The 22,496-nt window shown below is 71.4% G+C and carries 22 protein-coding genes and 1 riboswitch; of the genes, 13 read left to right on the forward strand and 9 right to left on the reverse strand.

From position 1 onward, the window contains the following. Window positions 1-110 precede the first annotated feature (110 nt). On the forward strand, window positions 111-575 hold the full coding sequence (locus tag ACWD02_RS24170) for a winged helix-turn-helix transcriptional regulator (protein ID WP_451214393.1): 465 nt from the start codon (window positions 111-113) through the stop codon (window positions 573-575). Here ACWD02_RS24170 and ACWD02_RS24175 read toward each other — a convergent pair. From ACWD02_RS24175 to ACWD02_RS24185, 3 genes are read right to left on the reverse strand one after another with little or no spacing between them, the layout of a single operon-like run. Continuing rightward, window positions 545-1,735, reverse strand: coding sequence for a GDSL-type esterase/lipase family protein (locus ACWD02_RS24175; protein ID WP_451214395.1), 1,191 nt, complete (start codon window positions 1,733-1,735; stop codon window positions 545-547). The two genes, ACWD02_RS24170 and ACWD02_RS24175, sit on opposite strands and share 31 nt — an antisense overlap. Then, window positions 1,732-2,595 carry an SDR family NAD(P)-dependent oxidoreductase gene (locus ACWD02_RS24180; protein ID WP_451214397.1) on the reverse strand — a complete coding sequence of 288 codons (864 nt, stop codon included), beginning with the start codon at window positions 2,593-2,595 and terminating at the stop codon, window positions 1,732-1,734. Before ACWD02_RS24180 ends, ACWD02_RS24175 begins: the two co-directional genes overlap by 4 nt. Continuing rightward, on the reverse strand, window positions 2,592-3,707 hold the full coding sequence (locus ACWD02_RS24185) for an LLM class flavin-dependent oxidoreductase (RefSeq protein ID WP_451214399.1): 1,116 nt from the start codon (window positions 3,705-3,707) through the stop codon (window positions 2,592-2,594). Before ACWD02_RS24185 ends, ACWD02_RS24180 begins: the two co-directional genes overlap by 4 nt. Before the next feature lie 374 nt (window positions 3,708-4,081). On the opposite strand from ACWD02_RS24185, the gene ACWD02_RS24190 reads away from it, so the two are divergent. After that, entirely contained in the window at window positions 4,082-5,551 is a 1,470-nt protein-coding gene (locus tag ACWD02_RS24190; protein ID WP_451214401.1) for an amino acid permease, read from the forward strand. A 10-nt stretch (window positions 5,552-5,561) separates the two neighbouring features. Further along, window positions 5,562-6,017, forward strand: a complete 456-nt coding sequence (locus tag ACWD02_RS24195) for an Lrp/AsnC family transcriptional regulator (RefSeq protein WP_363211043.1) — start codon at window positions 5,562-5,564, stop codon at window positions 6,015-6,017. Window positions 6,018-6,069: 52 nt separating this feature from the next. Here the strand turns inward: ACWD02_RS24195 and ACWD02_RS24200 are convergent, their stop codons facing one another. Next, complete coding sequence (locus ACWD02_RS24200) at window positions 6,070-6,633, reverse strand: Repetin (RefSeq protein ID WP_451214404.1); 564 nt, start codon at window positions 6,631-6,633, stop codon at window positions 6,070-6,072. 175 nt (window positions 6,634-6,808) lie between these two features. After that, window positions 6,809-7,441: a Repetin gene (locus ACWD02_RS24205; protein WP_451214406.1), complete on the reverse strand. Its 633-nt coding sequence runs from the start codon at window positions 7,439-7,441 to the stop codon at window positions 6,809-6,811. Window positions 7,442-7,775: 334 nt separating this feature from the next. On the opposite strand from ACWD02_RS24205, the gene ACWD02_RS24210 reads away from it, so the two are divergent. Further along, the gene (locus tag ACWD02_RS24210; protein ID WP_451214590.1) at window positions 7,776-8,564 is read left to right on the forward strand and encodes a carbon-nitrogen hydrolase family protein; all 789 of its coding nucleotides are present in this window, start codon (window positions 7,776-7,778) and stop codon (window positions 8,562-8,564) included. Between the two features lie 69 nt (window positions 8,565-8,633). Next, the gene (locus tag ACWD02_RS24215) at window positions 8,634-10,343 is read left to right on the forward strand and encodes a flavin monoamine oxidase family protein (RefSeq protein WP_451214408.1); all 1,710 of its coding nucleotides are present in this window, start codon (window positions 8,634-8,636) and stop codon (window positions 10,341-10,343) included. Between the two features lie 77 nt (window positions 10,344-10,420). Here ACWD02_RS24215 and ACWD02_RS24220 read toward each other — a convergent pair whose 3' ends face one another. After that, entirely contained in the window at window positions 10,421-11,353 is a 933-nt protein-coding gene (locus ACWD02_RS24220) for an LLM class F420-dependent oxidoreductase (protein ID WP_451214410.1), read from the reverse strand. An 88-nt stretch (window positions 11,354-11,441) separates the two neighbouring features. Next, a complete protein-coding gene (locus ACWD02_RS24225; RefSeq protein WP_451214412.1) occupies window positions 11,442-12,146 on the reverse strand; it encodes a DUF5995 family protein in 705 nt (234 codons plus the stop codon). A 146-nt stretch (window positions 12,147-12,292) separates the two neighbouring features. Here ACWD02_RS24225 and ACWD02_RS24230 point away from each other — a divergent pair, with 146 nt between their 5' ends. Continuing rightward, window positions 12,293-13,486 (forward strand): glycoside hydrolase family 6 protein, encoded by a 1,194-nt coding sequence (locus tag ACWD02_RS24230; RefSeq protein WP_451214414.1) that lies wholly within the window; start codon window positions 12,293-12,295, stop codon window positions 13,484-13,486. Here ACWD02_RS24230 and ACWD02_RS24235 read toward each other — a convergent pair. Beyond that, the gene (locus ACWD02_RS24235) at window positions 13,465-14,883 is read right to left on the reverse strand and encodes a uracil-xanthine permease family protein (RefSeq protein ID WP_451214416.1); all 1,419 of its coding nucleotides are present in this window, start codon (window positions 14,881-14,883) and stop codon (window positions 13,465-13,467) included. The two genes, ACWD02_RS24230 and ACWD02_RS24235, sit on opposite strands and share 22 nt — an antisense overlap. Window positions 14,884-14,960: 77 nt before the next feature. Continuing rightward, window positions 14,961-16,166 (reverse strand): MFS transporter, encoded by a 1,206-nt coding sequence (locus tag ACWD02_RS24240; RefSeq protein ID WP_451214417.1) that lies wholly within the window; start codon window positions 16,164-16,166, stop codon window positions 14,961-14,963. Between the two features lie 97 nt (window positions 16,167-16,263). Here ACWD02_RS24240 and ACWD02_RS24245 point away from each other — a divergent pair, with 97 nt between their 5' ends. The 7 genes from ACWD02_RS24245 to ACWD02_RS24275 all read left to right on the forward strand — a co-directional run bounded on the left by ACWD02_RS24245 (window position 16,264) and on the right by ACWD02_RS24275 (window position 22,476). Next, complete coding sequence (locus tag ACWD02_RS24245; protein WP_451214419.1) at window positions 16,264-17,421, forward strand: ROK family transcriptional regulator; 1,158 nt, start codon at window positions 16,264-16,266, stop codon at window positions 17,419-17,421. A gap of 228 nt (window positions 17,422-17,649) precedes the next feature. Further along, window positions 17,650-17,780, forward strand: a riboswitch (FMN riboswitch). 218 nt (window positions 17,781-17,998) lie between these two features. Next, window positions 17,999-19,063 carry a bifunctional diaminohydroxyphosphoribosylaminopyrimidine deaminase/5-amino-6-(5-phosphoribosylamino)uracil reductase RibD gene (gene ribD / locus ACWD02_RS24250; protein ID WP_451214591.1) on the forward strand — a complete coding sequence of 355 codons (1,065 nt, stop codon included), beginning with the start codon at window positions 17,999-18,001 and terminating at the stop codon, window positions 19,061-19,063. Window position 19,064: 1 nt separating this feature from the next. Then, complete coding sequence (locus ACWD02_RS24255; protein WP_451214421.1) at window positions 19,065-19,709, forward strand: riboflavin synthase; 645 nt, start codon at window positions 19,065-19,067, stop codon at window positions 19,707-19,709. Between the two features lie 56 nt (window positions 19,710-19,765). Then, window positions 19,766-20,353: a nicotinamide mononucleotide transporter family protein gene (locus tag ACWD02_RS24260; RefSeq protein WP_363211160.1), complete on the forward strand. Its 588-nt coding sequence runs from the start codon at window positions 19,766-19,768 to the stop codon at window positions 20,351-20,353. Further along, window positions 20,350-21,651: a bifunctional 3,4-dihydroxy-2-butanone-4-phosphate synthase/GTP cyclohydrolase II gene (locus tag ACWD02_RS24265; RefSeq protein WP_451214423.1), complete on the forward strand. Its 1,302-nt coding sequence runs from the start codon at window positions 20,350-20,352 to the stop codon at window positions 21,649-21,651. The genes ACWD02_RS24260 and ACWD02_RS24265 overlap by 4 nt, the downstream gene beginning before the upstream one ends. 31 nt (window positions 21,652-21,682) lie before the next feature. Next, complete coding sequence (ribH, locus tag ACWD02_RS24270; protein ID WP_451214425.1) at window positions 21,683-22,168, forward strand: 6,7-dimethyl-8-ribityllumazine synthase; 486 nt, start codon at window positions 21,683-21,685, stop codon at window positions 22,166-22,168. A 35-nt stretch (window positions 22,169-22,203) separates the two neighbouring features. Continuing rightward, the gene (locus ACWD02_RS24275; RefSeq protein WP_055564821.1) at window positions 22,204-22,476 is read left to right on the forward strand and encodes a phosphoribosyl-ATP diphosphatase; all 273 of its coding nucleotides are present in this window, start codon (window positions 22,204-22,206) and stop codon (window positions 22,474-22,476) included. The last annotated feature ends 20 nt before the right edge of the window (window positions 22,477-22,496 follow it).

Here is a 22,496-nt window from a genome sequence, read left to right on the forward strand (position 1 = left end):
GGAAAGTTCCCCTGTGGTGAGTGGTGGTGCCCGCCGTCCGGGCGGGCCCCGGTGATCGGGCCTGTGACCATGGTGGTTCGCGCGATGCGCGTGCATAAGGAGGCACTTTCATGTCAGCAGGGCACACGGCGGTAACCGCTCCGTCAGCCGTTCCGGCCCCCGGTGTCGCGGCCCCCGGTGTTGCGACCCCCGGCGCGCCGGTGATCAGGTGCGAGACCCCGCAGGACGAGTGCGGGGTGCGGGATGTCCTGGACCGGCTCGGCGACAAGTGGTCCGTGTACGTGGTGGTCGAACTCGCCTCGGGCGTCCTGCGGTTCAAGGAGTTGCAGCGCAGGATCCACGGCGACATCTCGCAGCGGATGCTCACGCTCACCGTGCGGCGCCTGGAGCGCGACGGTCTGGTCAGGCGGACGGTGTATCCGACGATTCCGCCGCAGGTCGAGTACGAGCTGACCGAGCTGGGTCACAGCCTCACCCACCTGGTCAAGGCCCTCGCGGACTGGTCCATCGACCACCGCCCGGCGATTGCCGCGGCCCGCGAGGCCTACGACGAGGCGGCTAAGTCCCAGGGATGACGCTTCCGCAGCTTCCGCAGCGCTGACGCCACCGCGTCCGCGAGGATCGCGTGGCCCGCGTCGCCCGGATGCACTCCGTCCACCAGGTGCCCGGCGTCCAGCAGACCGCCGCCCGGCAGCAGGCCGGCCCCCGCGTCCAGGGCCGCCCGCTCCATGGCGGTGCGCAGGTCCCGCAGCGTGGCGCCGAGGGCGTTCGGCACCGTCTCGGCGTCCGGGCGGACCACGGGGGAGACGACCAGGAGGGGAACGTCCGGGTGGCCCCGGCGCACCAATTCCAGGAACGCCCGCGTCGTCTCGTACAGCAGCCTCGCCGAATGCGGCACCCGCGACCAGCAGTTCGTGCCGAAGGCGAGGGTGATCAAGTCGGCGTCCAGTGAGGCGAGTTGCTCGGCGGAGGCCAGCTCTCCGCGTGCCGCTCCCGCGTACCCGAGGTTCACCGTCTCCACGCCGAGGGCGCGCCCTGCCCGAGCGGGCCACGCCAGATGGGGCCGGCTCGTCGACCAGCCCTCGACGATCGAGTCCCCGTACACCAGCCAACGCGGCTGCCGTCGCCGGGGCCGCAGAGAGCCACCGCCGACGGGACGCAGCCCGGTGAGTACGGGCCGCAACGTCTCAGGCAGATGGAGGACGAAGTCGCCGTCGGCGCAGGTCAGTTCCATGCGAGCCGTGTGCGTGCCCGGCGTCGCGGGGGTTTCGGGGGTGGGTTCTGGGGTGGGGGCGACGGCGGCTCGCGTGTGTGGGTCGGGGGCCGTGGTGTCGGCGTTCCGCTGCGTGGGTGGGGTGCTGTCTTTCGCTGGACCGTCCGCCGTCGTGCGGTCATCGGCTGTCTTCGACGGATGGTTCGCCCTCGTGCGGTTGTCGCCGTTCGCCGTGGAGACGTCCGACCCTGCCCGCGCTTCGCCCGAGTCCGAGTCCGAGGCCGTGAGCAGTGTGAAGACCGGTGGGGCCGTGCTGTACGCGTCTGTTGGTGAGGGGGGTGATGCGGTGTAGGTGAGTTCCACGGTGGTCACTCCGCGGGCCGTGAACTCCAGGCGTATCCCGGCCGGCAGGCCCGCCCGTTCCCAGGTGTCCCGGGGGAGTCGCTCGCGGTCCGCCGGGTCGGCGCGTGTCATACGGCCGTTCTCCGCCCACCAGGGCACACCCCGCACGAACTCCCTCATCGTGCGCCCCCGATCGTCGGATACGGGAACTTCACGCCGACCCCGCCGTCCACCACGAGCGTCTGCCCGGTGACGTACGAGGAGAGCGGCGAGGCGAAGAAGAGCAGGGCCGATGCGATGTCCGAGGTCTCGGCCACGCGGTCGAGCGGGGCGTTGGCGGCGTTGCGCGCGCGGCCCGCCTCGCCGATCAGGCCCGCCACGCGTGGCGTCCACACGACCCCGGGCGCCACCGCGTTCACTCGTACGCCGCGCGGTCCGTACTCCACGGCAGCCGAGCGGACCAGGGACATCAGGCCCGCCTTGGCCGCCCCGTACGCGGCGTGCAAGGGCGCCGCGGTCAGGCCCGACACCGACGCGACGAAGACGAGGGGACCGCCGCCCGCGTCGGCGAGCGCCTCGCCGCCGTACTGGACCGCCAGCCACGCGTGCCGCAGGACGAGGGAGAAGTGCCAGTCCCAGGAGGCGTCGTCCAGCTCGGCCAGAGGCGTGTAGCGGGCCATGCCGACGATGTCGACGACACCGCCGAGCGGGCCCAACTCCCGCCCTGCGTAAGCGAAGAGATCCCGCATCTCCTCGCGCCGCGTCACGTCCGCGACGTACGGGACCCCGCCCGTCTCGGCGGCGACCGCCTCGGCGCGGCCCTTGTCGAGGTCCACGCACAGGACCCGCGCGCCCGCTGCCGTGAGTGCGTGCGCGGTCTGGCGGCCGATGCCGTTGCCCGCGCCGAGCAGGACGAAGGCGCGGTCGTCCAGGCGGTGCAGGGCGGCGTAGTCGGGGACGGGGGAGGTGTCGAGGGGCTCTTCGCTCACGGCGTCGAGAGGCTCCTCGCTCACGGCGTCGCCCGCCCCTGCTTCGCTCACGGCGTCGCCCGCCGGGGCCGGTAGGACGCCAGCTCCGGGATGACTTCCTTGCCCAGGATCTCGATCGTGCGCAGGATCTCCTGGTGCTCCAGATAGCCCCACTGGACGTAGCAGATGAGCTGGTCGATGCCGAGGTCGGCGTACCGCTTGGCCTTGCGGACGATCGTCTCCGCGTTGCCGATCAGGATCATGTCGCCGTCGCTGAACTCCTTGACCGGTACGTTCCCTTCGATGATCGGGGTGAGGAAGGGGAAGGTCCGCTCGCGCTCGTCGGGGGTCAGGTGCGGCAGCTCCCAGTCGAGCGTGAACTGGGCCAGGTTGCGGTACCACCACGCCACCGAGTCCCAGACCCGCCGCGAGGGACGGTCCGCGACGTGCACCAGGGTGTATGCGCTGACGCGGTCCGTGGTGACGTCCGTGATGGGGGAGGGGGCGAGTGCCGCCGCGCGGTAGGCAGCGACCTGACGGGCCATCACGTCGAGCGGCTGCATGATCGAGAAGGAGAGCAGCCCGAGGCCCGCCGCGCCCGCCACCTCTGCCGAGCCGGGCGATGTCGCCGCCATCCAGCACGGGGGGTGCGGGTCCTGCACCGGCTTCGGGGTGACCATCCGCCGGGGGAAGGTGAAGCGCTCCGACTCGTACGCGAAGTACTCCTCGCGCCACATGCCCGTCACGATCTCGATCGCCTCGCGCCAGTCGGACCGCGACTGCTCCCTGTCGACGCCAAAGGCCGTCTGTTCCATGGGAGTTGAGCGGCCTGTGCCCCACTCGACGCGGCCCTCCGACAGTACGTCCACCGCCGCCACCTTCTCCGCGATCCGCTGCGGGGGAGTGAAGCCGAAGGGGGTGAGCGTGACGCCGAAGCCGAGGCGTATCCGCTCGGTGAGTGCCGCGATGTGGCCGAGGAGCACCTCGGGCGCGGGGCAGTGCGAACGTCCCTCGCGGAAGTGGTGCTCCACCGCCCACACCGTGCGGAAGCCGACCCGGTCCGCGAGCCGGATCTGTTCGACGGCCTCGCGATACGCGCGCTGCTCGGCGCTGCGCTGGCCGTGCGGATGGGGTCCGTTCCAGGGCTTCGGTACGTCGATCTCGTACAGCACGTCGAGGTCCATCGCCTGCTGCCTCCCTATCGACCGGGGCTCGACCGGAGCCCGACCGGAGCCCGACCAGGACTCGACCCGGGGCGCACGATCGGCTCGACCGGAGTGCACGATGGGGGAGATCTGACGAAGTGTCAATGACCTCCCCGGAGCCCCGGCACGCAACGGACGAAACGGACCGCGCAACGAAGACCCGCGGGAAGGGGAAGTACGCAACGATCATGCGGGTCTGCGCAAGGTTGCTGCATTACGTACGTGAAGCACGTCTCATAGAGTCGTCCGCTGTACGTGGTGTGGCGGGGACCGCCTGCTCGGCGGTCCCCATCCATGCATGGGTGCTGCCGCCGGTCCCGCCGCCCTGACCGGCAGCGATGAAGGAGCCATGCGTGCTCGACCAAGGCGCACCCCCGCAGAACCGACCAAGTCCCCCGGGGGCCACGGGGCTCGGTCGTCGCTTGATGCGGCGAAAGCCGGTGGAACTGCTGGTCGCAGAGGGCGGCCAGGGTGAGGGCGGCTCGCTGCGGCGGTCCCTCGGCATGTGGCAGCTGACCATGATCAGCATCGGCGCCACGCTCGGCACCGGCATCTTCGTCGTCCTCGGCGAGAGTGTCCCCAAGGCCGGACCCGCCGTCACCATCTCCTTCGTGATCGCCGGACTCACCGCCCTCTTCTCGGCGCTCTCGTACGCCGAGCTGGCCGGCACCATACCGGTCGCGGGCTCTTCCTATTCGTACGCGTACGCAACCATGGGTGAACTGATCGCCTGGGTCTGCGGCTGGTGCCTGGTCCTGGAGTACGGCGTCTCGGTCGCGGCCGTCGCCGTCGGCTGGGGCGAATACCTCAACGAACTGCTCGACGGCACCATCGGTGTCACGATCCCGGACGCGCTCTCCGCGGCGCCCGGTGAGGTCGACGGGGCCATCATCAACCTGCCCGGCCTGATCGTCGTCCTGCTCGCCATGGTGTTCCTGCTCGGCGGCGCAAAGGAGTCGGCGCGGGCCAACACGATCATGGTCATCGTGAAGATCGCCGCGCTCGTGCTCTTCTGCACCATCGGCTTCATGGGCTTCAAGTCCGGCAACTACTCGGACTTCATGCCGCTGGGCACGGCCGGTGTCAGCGCGGCCGCCGCGAGCCTCTTCTTCTCGTACATCGGCTTCGACGCCGCCTCCACCGCCGGTGAGGAAGCGAAGAACCCGCAGCGCGACCTGCCCCGCGCGATCATGCTCTCGCTGATCATCGTCACGGCCCTCTACGTCCTGGTCGCCGCCGTCGCCGTCGGCGCCTGGAACTGGAAGGACTTCGAGGGCTCCGAGGCCGCGCTCGCCGCGATCATGAACGACGTCAGCGGCCAGAGCTTCTGGGGCACGCTGCTCGCGGCCGGCGCCGTCATCTCCATCGCGTCCGTCGTCCTGACCGTCCTCTACGGCCAGACCCGCGTCCTGTTCGCCATGTCCCGCGACGGCCTGGTCCCCAAGGCGTTCGGCAAGGTCAGCAAGAAGACGGGCACGCCCCGCGTGAACACCGTCATCGTGTCGCTGTTCTGCGCCGCGCTCGCCTCGGTCATCCCGCTCGGCAAGCTCGTCGACGCCACCAGCATCGGCACGCTCTTCGCCTTCGGCCTGGTCAACATCGCCGTCGTCGTGCTGCGCCGGACCCGCCCGGACATGCCGCGCACCTTCCGCGTGCCGCTCGGCTGGCTCTTCCCGGTGCTCGGCTTCGCCTTCTGCGCGTACAACATGTTCAGCCTCGACTCCATCACCTGGGTCGTGTTCGGTGTCTGGATGGCCGTCGGCCTCGTGTTCTACTTCCTGTACGGCATGAGCCGCTCCCGATTGGCCTCCGCAGAGAAGTGATCCACCCCCAGTGCGACTGAACGATCTCGACGAACGCATCGTGCACGCCCTCGCCGAGGACGCCCGCCGCTCCTACGCCGACATCGGCCAGCTGGTCGGGCTCTCCGCGCCCGCCGTGAAGCGGCGCGTCGACCGGCTGCGGGAGACCGGTGCCATCACGGGATTCACCGTGCGGGTCGACCCGGCCGCGCTCGGCTGGGAGACCGAGGGGTTCATCGAGATCTACTGCCGTCGCAACACCTCGCCGGAGGCGATCCGGCGAGGTCTGGAGAGGTATCCGGAGATCGCGTCCGCGTCCACCGTCACCGGTGACGCGGACGCGGTCGTCCAGGTCTTCGCCGCCGACATGCGGCACTTCGAGCGGGTGCTCGAACGGATCGCGGGCGAGCCGTTCGTGGAGCGGACGAAGTCCGTGCTCGTGCTGTCGCCGCTGATGCGCCGGTTCTCTTCCGGGGCGCCTGCCTAGATCTTCGGCCGCGGGCCCGCTGTGTGGCGTGTCGCGCGGTTCGCCGCGCCCCTTACGGGCGCTGATCCATCGGCCGTACGTGAAGGTCGCCGCTGCCGGGCCTCGTCCTGTCGAACGGGGCCGCGCTCACGCACTTGGGCATGTCGTCCGGCAGGTCGTTCGGGATGCCGATCATGGCCCAGCTGTAGCCGAAGCGGTCCTGCTTGCCCTGGTCGTGGACCGTCATGCCGACGCGCTTGCCGACCGCCCCTTTCAGGTCGCCGTCCGCCTTCGTGACGACCGCCGACACCGTGGCGACCTTTCCGCCGGTCAGCAAACAGTCCACGCGGGCCTCGGCGGAGCCGCCGAATTTGGGGTGCTCCATGTAGTGGCTGAACACGATGGTGCCGTGCGCGGCCGTGGGGTCGTTCCTGTCCCCGGCGTCCAGATGGGCGTCGAAGGTGACGGTGGCGTCGTCTCCGGGCCGGCGGTCCAGCTCGGCGGTCCCGGTCAGGGCGGCGGCCTCGCGCCCGGGGCGCGGGGGCTCCGACGCGGTCGCGGACCCGGCGACTCCGGCGAGCGCGAGGAACGCGGCGCCCACGGCGACGACTCGGATGAAGGTGGAGCGGCGGTGCATGCAAAGCCCCCGTCTGACGGCGGTCCGTCCGGGCGTGGTCCACGCTCCCGCGCGCCGACGCCCGGTACATCGTGCGCGAGGGGGTGAGCGCCTCCGCCGCGCGGCGGGGTGCGGCCGCTTCCCGAGGAGGAGGCACCGGGCCCGCCCGACCCCCGTACGGGCGGGCCCGGTGCCGTCAGCCGGTCGGGTACGTGGGGGACCAGGGCTTGACGTCGAAGTCACCGGTGCCCTTCCTGACCTTCTCGAAGGGAGCCGCGCTCGTGCACTTGGTCAGCTTCTTGGTCCCGTCGGGGCCGCCCACGGCGGCCCAGCTATAGCCCACGCGGTCGTGCTTGCCCTGGTCGTGGACCGTGAAGCCCACCCGGCCCCCCTTGATCTCCTTGAGGTTGGTGTCCGTGATGATGCCGGTGGCCGTGGCGACCTTGCCGCCCGTGATCAGGCAGTCGATGCGGCCCTTCGCCCAGCCGCCTTCGCCGCCCGGCTTGTCCAGGTGCACGAACTCGAAGGTGCCGGTCGCCTTGTCCGGGCGCATGGTGTCGCGCTCGGCCAGGTGCGCGTCGAAGGTGAACGTCACGTCTTCAGTGGTCTTGCGGTACAGCTTCGCGCTGCCGGTCAGCGCGGCGGCCTCGTGAGCACGGGTCTCCGAGGCGGCCTTGTGCGCCCCGCCGGCGTCCGACGCCACTGCGGCTCCCACCGCCCCCATGGCCAGCAGCAGGGCGGTCCCGACGGTGATCACGCGGCCGCGGCCGCGGCTGCGGGTACTGGTGGGGCGGCTGTAGGCGGTCCGGGTGCTTGCGTTGCGGCTCACGGGGAGCCTCCGTCCGATGTGCCGTGCACCCGGTCCTTCCGGGCGAGATCACGGTCTCGCGGCAGGGGGTGCCGGCACGTCCGGCCACAGGCGGCAATCCGCCTCCGCCGTGCGGCGGGGAACACCCCCGCCCGCCCTGCACCCGGCGGAGGACACGGCTACGGCTCCGGTCCCATGCCGCCGCGCAACGAATCGCCGCCGAGGGGCCCGCACGCGCAACGGATCGAGCATCTGCCCGCAACGCTCGCGCCTTGTCCGGACAGGGCCGCCGACCGTACCGTCTAACGGACCCCACCTGCCCCTTCGTACGCCCCGAGGATCCGCCATGCCTGCGCTGCGCACCGCCCTGCTCCAGAGTTCCGGGCAGCTCGGCTCCGTCGCCGAGAACCTCAAGGCGCTCGACGAGGCCGCCGGTCGTGCCGCGGCGGCCGGTGCGGGGCTGCTGGTCGCGCCCGAGCTGTACCTCACCGGGTACGCGATCGGCGACGACGTGCCGCGTCTCGCCGAGACCGCCGACGGGGCGTCGGCCGCCGCGATCGCCGAGACCGCCGTACGCCACGGCGTCGCGATCGCCTACGGCTACCCCGAGCGGGACGGCGAAGCGGTCTTCAACTCCGTCCAGCTGATCGGCGCCGACGGCGCCCGCCTGGCGAACTACCGCAAGACCCACCTCTTTGGCTGCTTCGAGCGGGACTACTTCACCCCCGGTGAACAGGCCGTCGTACAGGCGGAGTTGGGCGGTCTGCGGATCGGCCTGATGATCTGCTACGACGTGGAGTTCCCGGAGAACGTCCGCGCGCACGCCCTCGCGGGCACCGACCTCCTGCTCGTGCCCACGGCCCAGATGCACCCCTTCCAGTTCGTCGCCGAGTCGGTCGTGCCGGTGCGCGCCTTCGAGAACCAGATGTACGTCGCGTACGTCAACCGGGTCGGCAAGGAAGGGGAGTTCGAGTTCGTCGGGCTCTCCACGCTGGCAGGACCCGACGGCGTCGCGCGCACCCGCGCCGGACGGGACGAGCAACTGGTGTTCGCCGACGCGGACCCGGCCTTCCTCGCCGAGTCGCGCGAGGCCAACCCCTACCTGCGCGACCGCCGCCCGGGTCTGTACGCCTCCCTGGTCTGATCCCTGGTCCGACCAGCCCCGAGCTTCCCCTTCTTCTGTTCTGCCGTTCCCGCAAGGAGTCCGTACCCCATGACGTCCACGGTGCCCACCGCCGTCCAGCACACCGACGCCCAGCCGCCGATCACCATGTTCGGTCCGGACTTCCCTTACGCGTACGACGATTTCCTCGCCCACCCCGCGGGCCTCGGCCAGATACCCGCGACCGAGCACGGCACGGAGGTCGCGGTCATCGGCGGTGGCCTTTCCGGCATCGTGGCCGCGTACGAACTGATGAAGATGGGCCTCAAGCCCGTCGTCTACGAGGCCGACCAGATCGGCGGCCGGCTTCGCACCGTCGGCTTCGAGGGCTGTGACGGTGACCTGACCGCCGAGATGGGCGCGATGCGCTTCCCGCCGTCCTCGACGGCGCTGCAGCACTACATCGACCTGGTGGGCCTCAAGACCCAGCCGTTCCCCAACCCGCTCGCCGAGTCGACGCCCTCCACGGTCGTCGACCTCAAGGGCGAGTCGCACTACGCCGAGACCGTCGCCGACCTGCCGCAGGTCTACCGCGACGTGGCGAAGGCGTGGAACGACTGCCTGGAGGAGGGCGCCGACTTCTCCGACATGAACCGCGCCCTGCGCGAGCGTGACGTGCCGAAGATCCGCGAGATCTGGTCCAAGCTCGTCGAGAAGCTCGACAACCAGACCTTCTACGGCTTCCTCTGCGAGTCCGAGGCCTTCAAGTCCTTCCGGCACCGCGAGATCTTCGGCCAGGTCGGCTTCGGCACGGGCGGCTGGGACACCGACTTCCCCAACTCCATCCTGGAGATCCTGCGCGTCGTCTACACCGAGGCCGACGACCACCACCGCGGCATCGTCGGCGGCAGCCAGCAGCTGCCCCTTCGGATGTGGGACCGCGAGCCGCAGAAGATCGTGCACTGGGCGCCCGGAACCTCCCTGAGCTCGCTGCACGAGGGCGGCGTGCCGAAGCCCGCCGTGACCCGCCTCGACCGCACCGCGGGCAACCGCGTCACCGTCACCGACGCCTCGGGCGACATCCGCACCTACCAGGCGGCGATCTTCACCGCCCAGTCCTGGCTGCTCCTCAGCAAGATCGCGTGCGACGACACGCTCTTCCCCATCGACCACTGGACGGCGATGGAGCGGACCCACTACATGGAGTCCTCCAAGCTCTTCGTCCCGGTCGACCGGCCGTTCTGGCTGGACAAGGCCGTCGACGACAGGGGGAACCCGACCGGCCGTGACGTCATGTCGATGACGCTCACCGACCGCATGACGCGCGGCACCTACCTGCTGGACGACGGCCCGGACAAGCCCGCCGTCATCTGCCTCTCCTACACCTGGTGCGACGACAGCCTGAAGTGGCTGCCGCTCTCGGCGAACGAGCGCATGGAGGTCATGCTCAAGTCGCTCGGCGAGATCTATCCCAAGGTCGACATCCGCAAGCACATCATCGGCAACCCGGTGACGGTGTCGTGGGAGAACGAGCCCTACTTCATGGGCGCCTTCAAGGCGAACCTGCCGGGGCACTACCGCTACCAGCGGCGCCTGTTCACGCACTTCATGCAGGAGTCCCTGCCCGAGGACAAGCGGGGCATCTTCCTCGCCGGTGACGACATCTCGTGGACGGCAGGGTGGGCCGAGGGGGCGGTGCAGACCGCGCTGAACGCCGTGTGGGGCGTCATGCATCACTTCGGCGGGGCCACGGACGCGACCAACCCCGGTCCTGGCGATGTGTACGACGAGATTGCTCCCGTCGAGCTGCCTGAGGACTGAGCGCCGTCTCAGTCGGGGCGCGTGGGAATCTGCCGGGCCGTCGTGGCTTGTCGCGCAGTTCCCCGCGCCCCTAGGGCCTAGACCCCGGCCGCCCTCGCCGCCTCGTACACCTCCGCCGCCACGTCCTTCAGTTCCTCCGCGTCCCGTGTGCTGCCCGCGAGTTCGATGAGGATCTCCTCCACGGAGCCCGTGGAGGCGTGTGCCTCGATGTCCTCGACGATCTGGGCGACGTTGCCCCGGAAGGGGGAGCGCTTCTCGCCCTCGTACGGGGTCGGCGTGTACCGCGCGTTGGCCCGCAGGACGCTCTGGACCGGTTTCGTGCGGCCCCGCTCGGCGGCCAGTTCCTTCAGGGCCTGCGCCTGCTCGGCCAGCTTCTCGGCGCCCACGCCCACCGGCATCCAGCCGTCGGCGCGGTCGACGAGCCTGCGCAGGGCGCGCGGGCTGTTGGCGGGCAGCAGGATGGGGATGGGGCGCGCGGGCTTGGGGCCGACCACCGAGGGGGCGATCGTGGTCAGCTCGCCCTCGTACGACACCGGGTCCGGGCCCCACACCGCGTGGCAGACGTCGATCAGCTCGTCCAGGACCTTGCCGCGCTGCTCGAAGGGGGCCACCCCCGAAGCCGCGTACTCGTCACGGGACCAGCCCGTGCCGAACCCCGCGACGACGCGGCCGCCGCTCGCCGCGTCCAACGTGGCCAGCGAGCGCGCCAGTTGGAACGGCACGTGCAGCGGGGCGACCAGGACACTGGTGCCCAGGCGGGCCCGCTCGGTGGCGGCAGCCGCCAGGGTGAGCGTGATCAGCGGATCGGGCACCGAGCGGTAGGTGTCGGGCCAGGGCAGTCCCTCGATGCCGTACAGACCCTGGGTCGCGGGCTCGGGGAACAGGACGCGTTCATAGACCCACAGGCTCTCGTACCCGATCTCCTCGGCGGCGCGGGCGACAGCCGGGACATCCCGTCCGATGCTGTACTGCCGGCCCTGCGGGAGGCCGAGACCGAGTCGTGTGGCCATGCTGGTGCTCCTTCGCATCCGGGGTCACTGCCTTCAACGTACAGCTATTTGCGGGTAGTTCCCCGGCGGCGGGCGCACGGCGGCCGGATCAGTCCGGCAGGGGAGTCAGCAGCATCCGGCCCACCAGGCCGACCGCTCCGTCCAGACGCTCTCGGAACCCTTGAGCGACGAGAGGCAGTTCGTCCAGCGCCCGCATCGCCAGTGCCGTCGCCCAGGCGCCGTCCCTGGCCCGCTCCAGGCTCCAGGAACCCAGCAGGTGGGTGAGCGGGTCGGCGATCTGGAAGAGGTCGGGGCCCGGCATCAGCTCCTCGCGGATGCTCTCCTCCAGCGAGACGAGGATGTCGCCCACGCGGTCGAACTCGTCCTCCAGGTCCGCCGGTTCGCAGCCGAGCGTACGACAGGTGTCGATGACGGCCAGCGGAAGGTCGTGGCCGATGTGCGCGTTGATGCCCGCGAGCGCGAACTGCAGCGGACGTACGCCGGGATGGCGCCGGAGCTGGAACAGCGGGCGCCAGCAGGCGGGCGGCCTGCGGTCGGCGGCCACCGCGTCGACCGCCCGCAGATAGCGCTCGGCGAAGAGCACGTCCAGCGTGACCGCGGCTCCGGTGTCCCGGAAACGACCGGTGTCGAGATGGCGGCCCACCTCTTCGGTCACCGACAGATAGACCCGGTTGAAGACCCCGACCCCGTCGCCCGAGGGGAAGCCGGCGCCCAGCGCGCGCATCCGCGTCACCACGCCGTCAACCCCGTGTGCCGAGCCTGTGAACTCCGCGAACCGCTCCGACTGCGCCATGGTGGCAGGGTCCCAGCCCTAGGCTGGCCCGAGTGCCACCGCACCGGCCGCTTCCCCAGAACGAGGGAACGACAGCCGCGTGTGCCCCTGGGGAGGGGAGCCGGCACGCCGTGTCAGGGGGACACGGGAGAGGGAGGGACAGCACTGTGACAGGTAACCGCGCACGACATCGCGCCGAACGGCGGGCCGAGCGGAGGGCCGCCGCCCGCCGTGGCGTCGCGGTCGCCGCGGCGTCGGTCGTGGCCGCCGTCGGCGCCGTCACCGGAATGGTGTCCGCCGTGGACGAAGGCGGCGGCAAGGACCAGGCGCGCCCGAAGGTGACGAAGTCGCCGACGCTGGAACCGCTGCCCGCGGTGCCGACGCCGTCCGCCTCGAAGACCTCGGCGAAGCCTTCGCCCGCGAAGTCCTCCGCATCCCCGAAGCCGAGACCGAAGCCCTCGACGCAGCGCCCGAAGAAGCCGAGCAGCGCGGCTGCCTCTTCCAACTCCCTCTACCGACACGGTGATTCACAGGTCCTGGACTGGGTCAGGGCCAATCGCGGCGACCCGCGCCGGCCGCTCATCGAGTCGCGGATCGCCGCCCATCCCGCTGCCGTGTGGTTCGCGGAGTACGCGCCGGGGACCATCACGTCACGGGTGCGCGCGGTGACGTCGAACGCGGGGAGCCGGGTGCCCGTCGTCGTGCCGTACGCGATACCGGACCGTGACTGCGGGGGCGCGTCGCAGGGCGGTGCGCCGGACCTCGCGGCGTACGACGCGTGGATCGGGAAGTTCGCCGCGGGCCTCGGCTCCGGCGAGGTCATCGTCATCCTGGAACCGGATGCGATCGCGCTCTCCGAGTGCCTCTCGGCGCAGGAGCGCTCGGCCCGCTATGCCTCGCTCGCCCGCGCGGGCCGCACCCTGAAGGCCGCCAATCCCAGGGCCAGGGTCTATTACGACGCCGGGCACTCCGGTTGGAACGCCGCGGCCAAACAGGCCGGACGGCTGCGCGCGGCGGGCGCGGCATCCTCCGCGTCGTCCGACGGCGTCTTCACCAACGTCTCGAATTTCCACCGCACCGACGCCGAGACCGCGTACGCCCGAGAGGTCCTGTCCGCGCTCGGCGGTCCGGCGGGCCTCGGCGCCGTCATCGACACGAGCCGCAACGGAAACGGCGCCCCTGCGGACGGCGAGTGGTGCGACCCGGCCGGCCGCGGGCTCGGGTCGAGCCCGACACTGCGCACCGGCCAGGCCCGCATCGACGCCTATCTGTGGGTCAAACTGCCGGGCGAGTCCGACGGCTGCAAGGGTGCGCCGGGGATGTTCACGCCCGGCTACGCCTACGACTTGGCGCGCGGCTGAGAGCCGTCGCCGCTCTCGTTTCCGTCCGCTTCGTCGTACGTGGACGTGCCCGAATCGAGCAGCGGCTCCTGCGACTTGAGGTGCGGCGGGGCGAAGGCGCGCAGCACGTGGTAGCCGGTGATCACGACGATGGTGCCGAGCGCGATGCCGCTCAGCTCGAAGTTGTCGGTGATCTTCAGTGAGACGCCGCCGACGCCGATGATGATGCCCGCGGCGGCCGGGACGAGGTTCAGCGGATTGCGCAGATCCACCCCGGCGTTGATCCAGATCTGGGCGCCGAGCAGGCCGATCATGCCGTACAGGATGACGGTGATGCCGCCGAGGACACCGCCCGGGATGGCCGCCACGACCGCGCCGAACTTGGGGCAGAGGCCGAAGAGAAGGGCGAAGCACGCGGCGGCCCAGTACGCGGCCGTGGAGTAGACGCGGGTCGCGGCCATCACGCCGATGTTCTCGGAGTACGTCGTGTTGGGCGGGCCGCCGACCGCCGTGGAGAGCATGGAGGCGGCGCCGTCGGCGGAGATGGCGGTGCCGAGCTTGTCGTCCAGGGAGTCACCGGTCATCTCGCCGACCGCCTTGACGTGCCCGGCGTTCTCGGCGACCAGCGCGATGACGACGGGCAGCGCGACGAGGATCGCCGACCACTCGAAGCTCGGCGCGTGGAAGGTCGGCAGGCCGATCCAGTCGGCGTTGCCGACGGCGGAGAGGTCGAGGCGCCAGTGGTCGACGACCTTGCCCGAGCCGTCCGCCGAGTGGATCTTGCCGAAGACCAGGTCGAGGACCCAGGACAGGACGTACCCGAAGATCAGGCCCAGGAAGATCGCGACGCGTGACCAGAATCCGCGCAGGCACACCACGGCCAAACCGGTGAACAGCATCACCAGGAGCGCCGTCCACTGGTCCTGCGGCCAGTACGTGGACGCGGTGACCGGCGCCAGATTGAAGCCGATCAGCATGACGACGGCGCCGGTGACGATCGGCGGCATCGCGGCGTGGATGATCCGCGCCCCGAACTTCTGGACGGCCAGACCCACCAGGAAGAGCGCCGCGCCGACCACGAAGACCGCGCCGGTCACGGTCGCGGAGGAGCCGCCCTGCGCGCGGATGACGGCGGCCACGCCCACGAAGGAGAGCGAACAGCCCAGGTAGCTGGGGACCCGGCCACGCGTGGCGAGCAGGAAGATGACCGTCGCGACGCCCGACATCATGATCGCGAGGTTCGGGTCGAGGCCCATCAGGACGGGCGCCACGAAGGACGCGCCGAACATGGCGACCACGTGCTGGGCGCCGAGCCCGAAGGTGCGCGGCCACGAGAGCCGCTCGTCGGGACGGACGACTGCTCCGGGCGCGGGGGTGCGCCCGTCGCCGTGCAGTCTCCAGCGCACGCCGAGATCCATGGTTCTGTTCCGCCTTCTGTGCGCCCGACTTTGTCAAGACCTGAATGAGTCAGCGCAATGTTAATCCGGCGTAAGGTTCACGGTTTCCCGGCGGGCGCGTCCGCCGGAGCGGCCTCAGTGACCTCGCGGGCGTCCGTGCGCAGCACTCCCGCGAACACCGCGAGCCCGCAGGCGAGCACGGTCACCAGGCCGAAGGAGACCACCAGGCTCGTCGCGTCGGCGAGCGTGCCGATCGCGGACGGGGCGATCAGGCCCGACGTGTAGGTGATGGTGGCGACGCCCGCGATGGCCTGGCTGGGGTTCGGTCCGCTGCGTCCGGCCGCGGCGAACGCGAGGGGCACCACGACCGCGATGCCGAGCCCGAGCAGCGCGAACCCGGACATGGCGACCGCCGGGTGCGGCGCCACCACCACCAGGAGACCGCCGAGCGCCGCGACCACGCCGCCCACGCGCACCGTGCGGACCGCGCCGAAGCGGTCCACCACCGCGTCGCCCGCGAGCCGCGCGATGGCCATGGTGAGCGTGAATCCGGTGGTGCACGCCGCAGCGACACCCGCCGAGCTGTCCAGGACGTCCCGCAGATAGACCGCCGACCAGTCCAGGCTCGCGCCCTCGGCGAAGACCGCGCAGAAGCCGACCGCGCCGATCAGGAGCGCCGACTTGGGCGGCAGCGAGAAGCGCGGCGGCGCCTCGTCCTCGGGCTCCGCCTGCAGGTCGAGCACGCCCTGGCAGGCGACCAGGCCGACCGCGGTGAGCGCCGCGGCGGCGAGCGCGTGGTGCAGCCGGGCGTCCGAGCCCAGATGGGCGGCGACCGTGCCGGCCGCGGAGCCGATCAGGGCGCCGACGCTCCACATGCCGTGCAGACCCGACATGATCGACTTCTTCATGCGGGCCTCGACCTCGACACCGAGGGCGTTCATCGCCACGTCCGACATGCCCGCCGTCGCGCCGTACACGAACAGGGCCAGGCAGAGCGTGAGCAGGTTCGGCGCGAGCGAGGGCAGGATCAGGGAGAGCGTCCACAGGGCGAGCAGGCCGCGCAGCGCGGTCCGCGCGCCGAAGCGGTGACTGACCCAGCCCGCGAGCGGCATCGCCACCGAGGCGCCGATCGCGGGGAAGGCGAGGGCGAGGCCGAGGAGTCCGGCGCTGAGGTCGGCGTGCTCCTGGATCCAGGGCACGCGGGTGGCGAAGGAGCCGGTGACGGCGCCGTGCACACAGAAGACGGCGGCCACGGCGTACCGCGCCCGCTTCAACTGACGTACGTCGTAGGTCACTTCACTCATCGATGCTCCGCCCCTCCCGAGGTCCGCCCCGCTACGGCGACGTAAACTATCAGGAACCCTGCCTGATAAATAGCAGCTTTATGGAAGGATCCCCGGCATGCCCGCATCACCGAGCACCGCCCGGGCCATCAACGACCGGCTCGCCCTGGGGCTCCTGCAGCGCGAAGGGCCGCTGACGGCCAACCAGTTGAAGCAGCTGACCGGCCTCTCCCGGCCCTCGGTCGCCGACCTGGTCGAGCGCCTCCAGGGCTCCGGCCTGATCGCGGTCGTGGGGGAGGCAGGTGCCCGGCGCCGGGGCCCCAATGCCCGGCTGTACGGGATCGTCGCCGACCGGGCGCACCTCGCGGCCGTAGACGTACGCACCGACGGCCTCTCCGTCGTGATCACCGACCTGCTCGGCGCGGAGCTCGCCGAGGCATCCGAGCCCATCGGCGGCGACACCGGCACCAGCCCCGCCGTAGAACGCGCCGTCGCCCTGGTGGAACGCACCGCGCGGCACGGCGGGGTCCGGCGGCTGCACACCGTGGCGATCGGCGCACCCGGCCTCATCGACCCCGCCACCGGCGAACTGCGTGACACCACCTCGCTGCCCGCCTGGCACCGCCGCCTCGCCGGAGCCCTCCAGGAGCGGCTCCCGGCCCGCGTGCTCGTGGAGAACGAGACCAACCTCGCCGCCCGCGCCGAACAGCGCGACGGCGCCGCCCACGACCGCGACACGTTCGTCCTCCTGTGGCTCGGCGAAGGCGTCGGCGCCGCCGTGGTGCTCGACGGGAGCCTGCGCCGCGGGGCGTCCGGCGGCACCGGGGAGATCGGCTTCCTGCCGGTGCCCGGCACCCACGTACTGCCGTCCGCCACCGCCTGCGAAGGCGGCTTCCACTCGCTGGCCTGCGCCGCCGCCCTCCGCGAGCTCGGCGAGAAGCACGGCATGGCGGCCGGGGGCCAGGCCGCGGACATGATGCGCCGCGCCGTGGAGTCCGGCCCCGCGGCCTTCCTCGACGCCGCCGCCGACCGGATCGCCGTGGGCGCCGCCGCCATGGCCGCGATCCTCGACCCCGGCTGCGTCGTCCTCGGCGGCGAGGTCGGCCGCGCGGGCGGCGATGCGCTCGCCGCCCGGGTGGCGGAGCGCCTCGCCGCCATGTCACCGCTGCACACCGAGGTGCGCGCGAGCGCGCTCGGCGGCGCCGCGGTCCTGCGGGGCGCGCTGCTCGCCGCCAGGGACGCCGCCCAGGACGACCTCTTCGGCCCCGGAGGCTGAGCCACGGCGGTGCGGCCGCAGCATCGGCCTTGCGCGGCGGCAGCAACTCTTGGCCCGTAGTGGTGGGTTCGATGACGGGGATGGCCGGTGGCCCGCTGTGACATCGACCCGGCCGAAGGGATCGTCACCGCCGGTCAGAGGCCTGTCACAGGCTGCTGTGAGCCAGGCCACAGGGGTTCGCCCGTATGGGCGTCGATCAGGCGTGGCACACTGGCCTCGTACCAAAAGCAGCGCACTCCGGGGTCGGTGTAATTCCGAACCGGCGGTTACAGTCCGCGACCCGGCCGCCTCCAGCGGTCGGTTGACCAGGTGAAATTCCTGGACCGACGGTGAAAGTCCGGATGGGAGGCAGTGCGCGGCGGGCGGGCATTCGTGCACGTCGCCGAGTGGCTTGTTTTTGGGATACCCGTCTTTTCGGGTTTCCCGGGGAGAGGTCTCGTTTCCGGCGTCGCTCCCGGTGCCGCTGTCCGTACATTCTGTCGTCATCGACAGGCCCCGGAGTCCGTGCCTTATGAGGCAGGAGGACCCGGTGGCCACCGCACCCGCAACAGCAGCGGACGAGCACGAGCTCGCCGCCATGCGCCGTGCCATCTCGCTCGCTGCCCTCGGGCTCGGCTCCACCAGCCCCAATCCGGTCGTCGGATGCGTGATCGTCGACGCCTCCGGAGCCATCGTCGGCGAGGGCCACCACCAGCGCGCCGGCGGTCCGCACGCCGAGGTCCACGCCCTGCGCGCGGCCGGCGAACAGGCCCGCGGCGCCACCGCCCTGGTCACCCTCGAACCCTGCAACCACACCGGACGCACCGGCCCCTGCGCCCAGGCGCTCATCGACGCCGGGATCGCCCGCGTCGTCTACGCGGTCGGCGACCCGAACCCCACCGCGACCGGGGGCGCGCAGCGACTGCGCACCGCCGGGGTCGACGTACGGGCGGGTCTCCTGGAGGCCGAGGCTGCCGCGGGCAACGCCGCCTGGCTCACCTCCGTACGCCTCGGCCGCCCCCACGTCACCTGGAAGTACGCGGCGACGCTCGACGGCCGCATCGCCGCCGCCGACGGCAGCAGCCGCTGGATCACCTCCGCCGAGGCCCGCGCCGACGTCCACCGGCTGCGTGCCGAGTGCGACGCGGTGGTCGTCGGCTCCGGCACCCAGCGCGCCGACGACCCGCACCTCGCCGTGCGGGGCATCGAAGGCGCCGTTCAGCCGCTGCGCGTCGTCGTCGACACGAACGGCACCGCGGTGACGCCCGGCGCCCGCGTCCTGGACGACGCGGCGCCCACCCTCATCGCGCTCGCCGACAACGTGACCCCGCAGAGCGACGCCGAGACGGTGCGACTGCCCCGCGCGGACGGCGGGTTGGACATCCCCGCCCTGCTCGACGCGCTCCACGCGCGCGGGGTGCGTTCCGTCCTCCTCGAAGGCGGGCCGACGCTCGCCGGAGCCTTCGTCGCCGCGGGCGCCGTCGACCGCGTCATCGCCTACCTCGCCCCCGTCCTGCTCGGCGCGGGCCCCGCCGCCCTCACCGGCGGCGGAATCACGACCATCACCGAAGCGTTGCGGCTCGACGTGAGCGAGACCGTCCGCATCGGCCCCGATCTGCGCGTCACCGCGACCCCCGTAGCCCTCGTAGCGAAGGAGCACTGAAGTGTTCACCGGAATCGTCGAAGAGCTGGGCGAGATCACCGCCGTCGAGAACCTGGACGACGCGTCCCGCTTCCGCGTCCGTGGCCCCGTCGTCACCGAGGGCGCCAAGCACGGCGATTCCATCGCGGTCAACGGCGTCTGTCTGACGGTCGTGGAGCACGAGGGCGACGAGTTCACCGCCGACGTGATGGCCGAGACCCTGAACCGCTCCAGCCTGGGCGCACTGGCGGCGGGCTCGCGGGTCAACCTGGAGCGGCCCACCGCGGTCGGCGACCGCCTCGGCGGCCACATCGTCCAGGGCCATGTGGACGGCACCGGCGAGATCGTCGAGCGAAAGCCATCCGAGAACTGGGAGATCGTCAAGATCTCGCTCCCCGCGGACCTCTCCCGCTACGTGGTCGAGAAGGGCTCCATCACCGTCGACGGCGTCAGCCTCACGGTGGTCGACGCCGGGATCGACCACTTCACCATCAGCCTCATCCCCACCACCCTCGCCCTGACCACGCTCGGCATCAAGCAGCCCGGCGACCCGGTCAACCTCGAGGTGGACGTCATCGCGAAGTACGTCGAGCGGATGCTCGGCGACCGCGTCCTCGCCGCCGCTCCCGCCCCGGCACCCGCTCCCGCTCAGGAGGCCACGAAGTGAACTGGCTCAACTCCGAAGCCTTCACGGCCTTCGGGCAGCACGTGATCTGGTCCGACATGGTGGGCAACACCATCGGTCTGATCGCCCTCGCCCTCGGCTGGCGGCGCTCCATATGGACCTGGCCCGCCCAGTTCCTCTCCGGCCTCATCCTCGTCGGCGCCTACGCCTCCGCGCAGCTCTCCGGCGGCGTCGGCAAGCAGCTGCTCGTCATCGGCGTCGCCCTGTGGGGCTGGCGCTTGTGGACCAACGGCAGGCAGCAGGCGCAGGACGGCTCCATCGCCGTCCGGTTCGCCACCTGGAAGGAGCGCGGCGTACTGCTCGGCGGCACCGCCGTCGGCACCCTCGCGGTCGGCGCCCTGTTCTCCGCCGTCCCCGACCTGTCCTGGAACCCCTGGCCCGACGCCTACATCTTCGTCGGCACCCTCGCGGCGATGGTCGCCCAGGCCCGCGGTCTGGTCGAGTTCTGGTTCGCCTGGCTCCTGGTCGACGTGGTCGGGGTGCCCCTCGCGTTCAGCAGTGGTCTGGCCTTCTCCGGCCTCGTGTACGTCATCTATCTCGCGCTCGTCCTGTGGGGCATGCGCGACTGGTGGCTGCGGTCGCGCACAGCGTCCTCGCAGCCCGTCATGGAAGGAGCCCCGGCATGAGCGCGGCACCGGTCTGGTACAGCACGGGACACGAAGAAGACGCCTCCGACCTGGCCCTCGACCCCGTCGAGGCGGCCATCCGCGACATCGCCGCCGGGCGGCCCGTCGTGGTCGTCGACGACGAGGACCGGGAGAACGAGGGCGACCTCGTCATCGCGGCCGAGAAGGCCACGCCCGAGATCATCGCCTTCATGATGAGCGAGTGCCGCGGCCTGATCTGCGCGCCCATGGAGGGCGACGAGCTGGACCGACTCCAGCTCCCGCAGATGGTCGAGAACAACACCGAGTCGATGCGGACGGCCTTCACCGTCTCCGTCGACGCGAGCGGCGCGCACGGCGTCACCACCGGCATCTCGGCCGCCGACCGCGCGACCACGCTCCAGATGCTCGCCGCGGGCACGTATCAGCCCACCGACTTCGTGCGCCCCGGCCACATCTTCCCGCTGCGCGCCAAGTCGGGCGGCGTCCTGGTCCGCAACGGCCACACCGAGGCCGCGGTCGACCTGGCACGCCTGGCGGGCCTGCGCCCGGCCGGCGCGATCGTCGAGATCGCGGGCGAGGACGGCACGATGCTCCGCCTGCCCGAGCTGATCCCCTTCGCCCGCAAGCACGGCCTGACGATCATCTCCATCGAGGACCTGATCGCCTACCGCGGCAGCTCCGAGCCGACCGTCCGCCGCGAGGCCGAGGTCCGCCTGCCCACCGCCTTCGGCGAGTTCACGGCGTACGGCTACCGCTCCACCGTCGACGGCGTCGAGCACGTCGCCCTCGTCCACGGAGAGGTCGGCGAGGGCGACGACGTCCTGGTCCGCCTGCACTCCGAGTGCCTGACCGGCGACGTCTTCCACTCGCTCCGCTGCGACTGCGGCCCCCAGCTCGAGGCGTCGATGCGGCGCATCACCGACGAGGGACGCGGCATCGTGGTCTACCTCCGCGGCCACGAGGGGCGTGGCATCGGTCTGCTCTCCAAGCTGCGCGCCTACGAGCTCCAGGAGCGCGGCAGCGACACCCTGGACGCCAACCTGGAACTCGGCCTGCCCGCCGACGCCCGGGACTACGGGGCGGGGGCGCGGATCCTGGACGACCTCGGCGTCCGCAGCGTGCGACTGATGACGAACAACCCCGACAAGACCGACGCGGTCATCCGGCACGGCCTGAAGGTCACCGGACGCGAGCCGATGGCGGTCACGGCGGGTGAGCACAACCTCCGGTACCTGCGCACCAAGCGGGACCGCATGGGCCACGACCTGCCCTGGCTGGACACCGCCCCCGAGGTGTCCGCCTGCGGCAACCAGTAAGTACCGGCACAACGACAACCAGGAGAAGCGCGTGAGCGGCAAGGGTGCACCCGAACTGAGCGTGAAGAACTGCGGCGACCTGCGGGTCGCGGTCATCGCAGCCCAGTGGCACGAGAAGGTCATGGACGGCCTCGTCGACGGCGCCCTGCGCGCCCTGCACGAGCTCGGCATCAGCGAGCCGACCGTCCTGCGCGTACCCGGCAGCTTCGAGCTGCCGGTCGTCGCCAAGGTCCTCGCCGGCCGCGGCTACGACGCGATCGTGGCGCTCGGCGTCGTCATCCGCGGCGGAACCCCGCACTTCGAGTACGTGTGCCAGGGCGTCACCCAGGGCCTGACCCAGGTCACGGTGGACACCGGCGTGCCCATCGGCTTCGGCGTCCTCACCTGCGACACCGAGGAGCAGGCCCTGGACAGGGCGGGCATCGCGGGCTCCCGCGAGGACAAGGGGCACGAAGCGGTCACCGCGGCCGTCGCCACCGCGACCACGCTGCGTACGATCTCCGAACCCTGGCGGTGAGCGGGGCCGGGGAGCCGCGTAAAGTAAGCGACATCATGTCCAAGAAGACTTTCGAGGAGCTCTTCACCGAGCTCCAGCACAAGGCCGCCAACGGCGACCCCGCCACGTCGCGCACCGCCGAGCTGGTCGACAAGGGCGTCCATGCCATCGGCAAGAAGGTCGTCGAGGAGGCCGCCGAAGTCTGGATGGCCGCCGAGCACGAGGGCAAGGAAGCCGCGGCCGAGGAGATCTCCCAGCTGCTCTACCACGTGCAGGTGATGATGGTCGCCCGCGGCATCTCCCTCGACGACGTGTACGCCCACCTCTGAGCCGTACGCCCCCTCCGCCT

Source organism: Streptomyces sp. NPDC002853, assembly GCF_053591915.1.

Coding starts and splice junctions, on each gene's coding strand:
- ACWD02_RS24170 (WP_451214393.1), top strand. CDS start 111: ATGTCAGCAGGGCACACGGCGGTAACCGCTCCGTCAGCCGTTCCGGCC.
- ACWD02_RS24175 (WP_451214395.1), bottom strand. CDS start 1,735: ATGAGGGAGTTCGTGCGGGGTGTGCCCTGGTGGGCGGAGAACGGCCGT.
- ACWD02_RS24185 (WP_451214399.1), bottom strand. CDS start 3,707: ATGGACCTCGACGTGCTGTACGAGATCGACGTACCGAAGCCCTGGAAC.
- ACWD02_RS24200 (WP_451214404.1), bottom strand. CDS start 6,633: ATGCACCGCCGCTCCACCTTCATCCGAGTCGTCGCCGTGGGCGCCGCG.
- ACWD02_RS24215 (WP_451214408.1), top strand. CDS start 8,634: ATGACGTCCACGGTGCCCACCGCCGTCCAGCACACCGACGCCCAGCCG.
- ACWD02_RS24220 (WP_451214410.1), bottom strand. CDS start 11,353: ATGGCCACACGACTCGGTCTCGGCCTCCCGCAGGGCCGGCAGTACAGC.
- ACWD02_RS24225 (WP_451214412.1), bottom strand. CDS start 12,146: ATGGCGCAGTCGGAGCGGTTCGCGGAGTTCACAGGCTCGGCACACGGG.
- ACWD02_RS24235 (WP_451214416.1), bottom strand. CDS start 14,883: ATGGATCTCGGCGTGCGCTGGAGACTGCACGGCGACGGGCGCACCCCC.
- ACWD02_RS24240 (WP_451214417.1), bottom strand. CDS start 16,166: ATGAGTGAAGTGACCTACGACGTACGTCAGTTGAAGCGGGCGCGGTAC.
- ACWD02_RS24245 (WP_451214419.1), top strand. CDS start 16,264: ATGCCCGCATCACCGAGCACCGCCCGGGCCATCAACGACCGGCTCGCC.
- ribD (WP_451214591.1), top strand. CDS start 17,999: ATGCGCCGTGCCATCTCGCTCGCTGCCCTCGGGCTCGGCTCCACCAGC.
- ACWD02_RS24260 (WP_363211160.1), top strand. CDS start 19,766: ATGGTGGGCAACACCATCGGTCTGATCGCCCTCGCCCTCGGCTGGCGG.
- ACWD02_RS24265 (WP_451214423.1), top strand. CDS start 20,350: ATGAGCGCGGCACCGGTCTGGTACAGCACGGGACACGAAGAAGACGCC.
- ACWD02_RS24275 (WP_055564821.1), top strand. CDS start 22,204: ATGTCCAAGAAGACTTTCGAGGAGCTCTTCACCGAGCTCCAGCACAAG.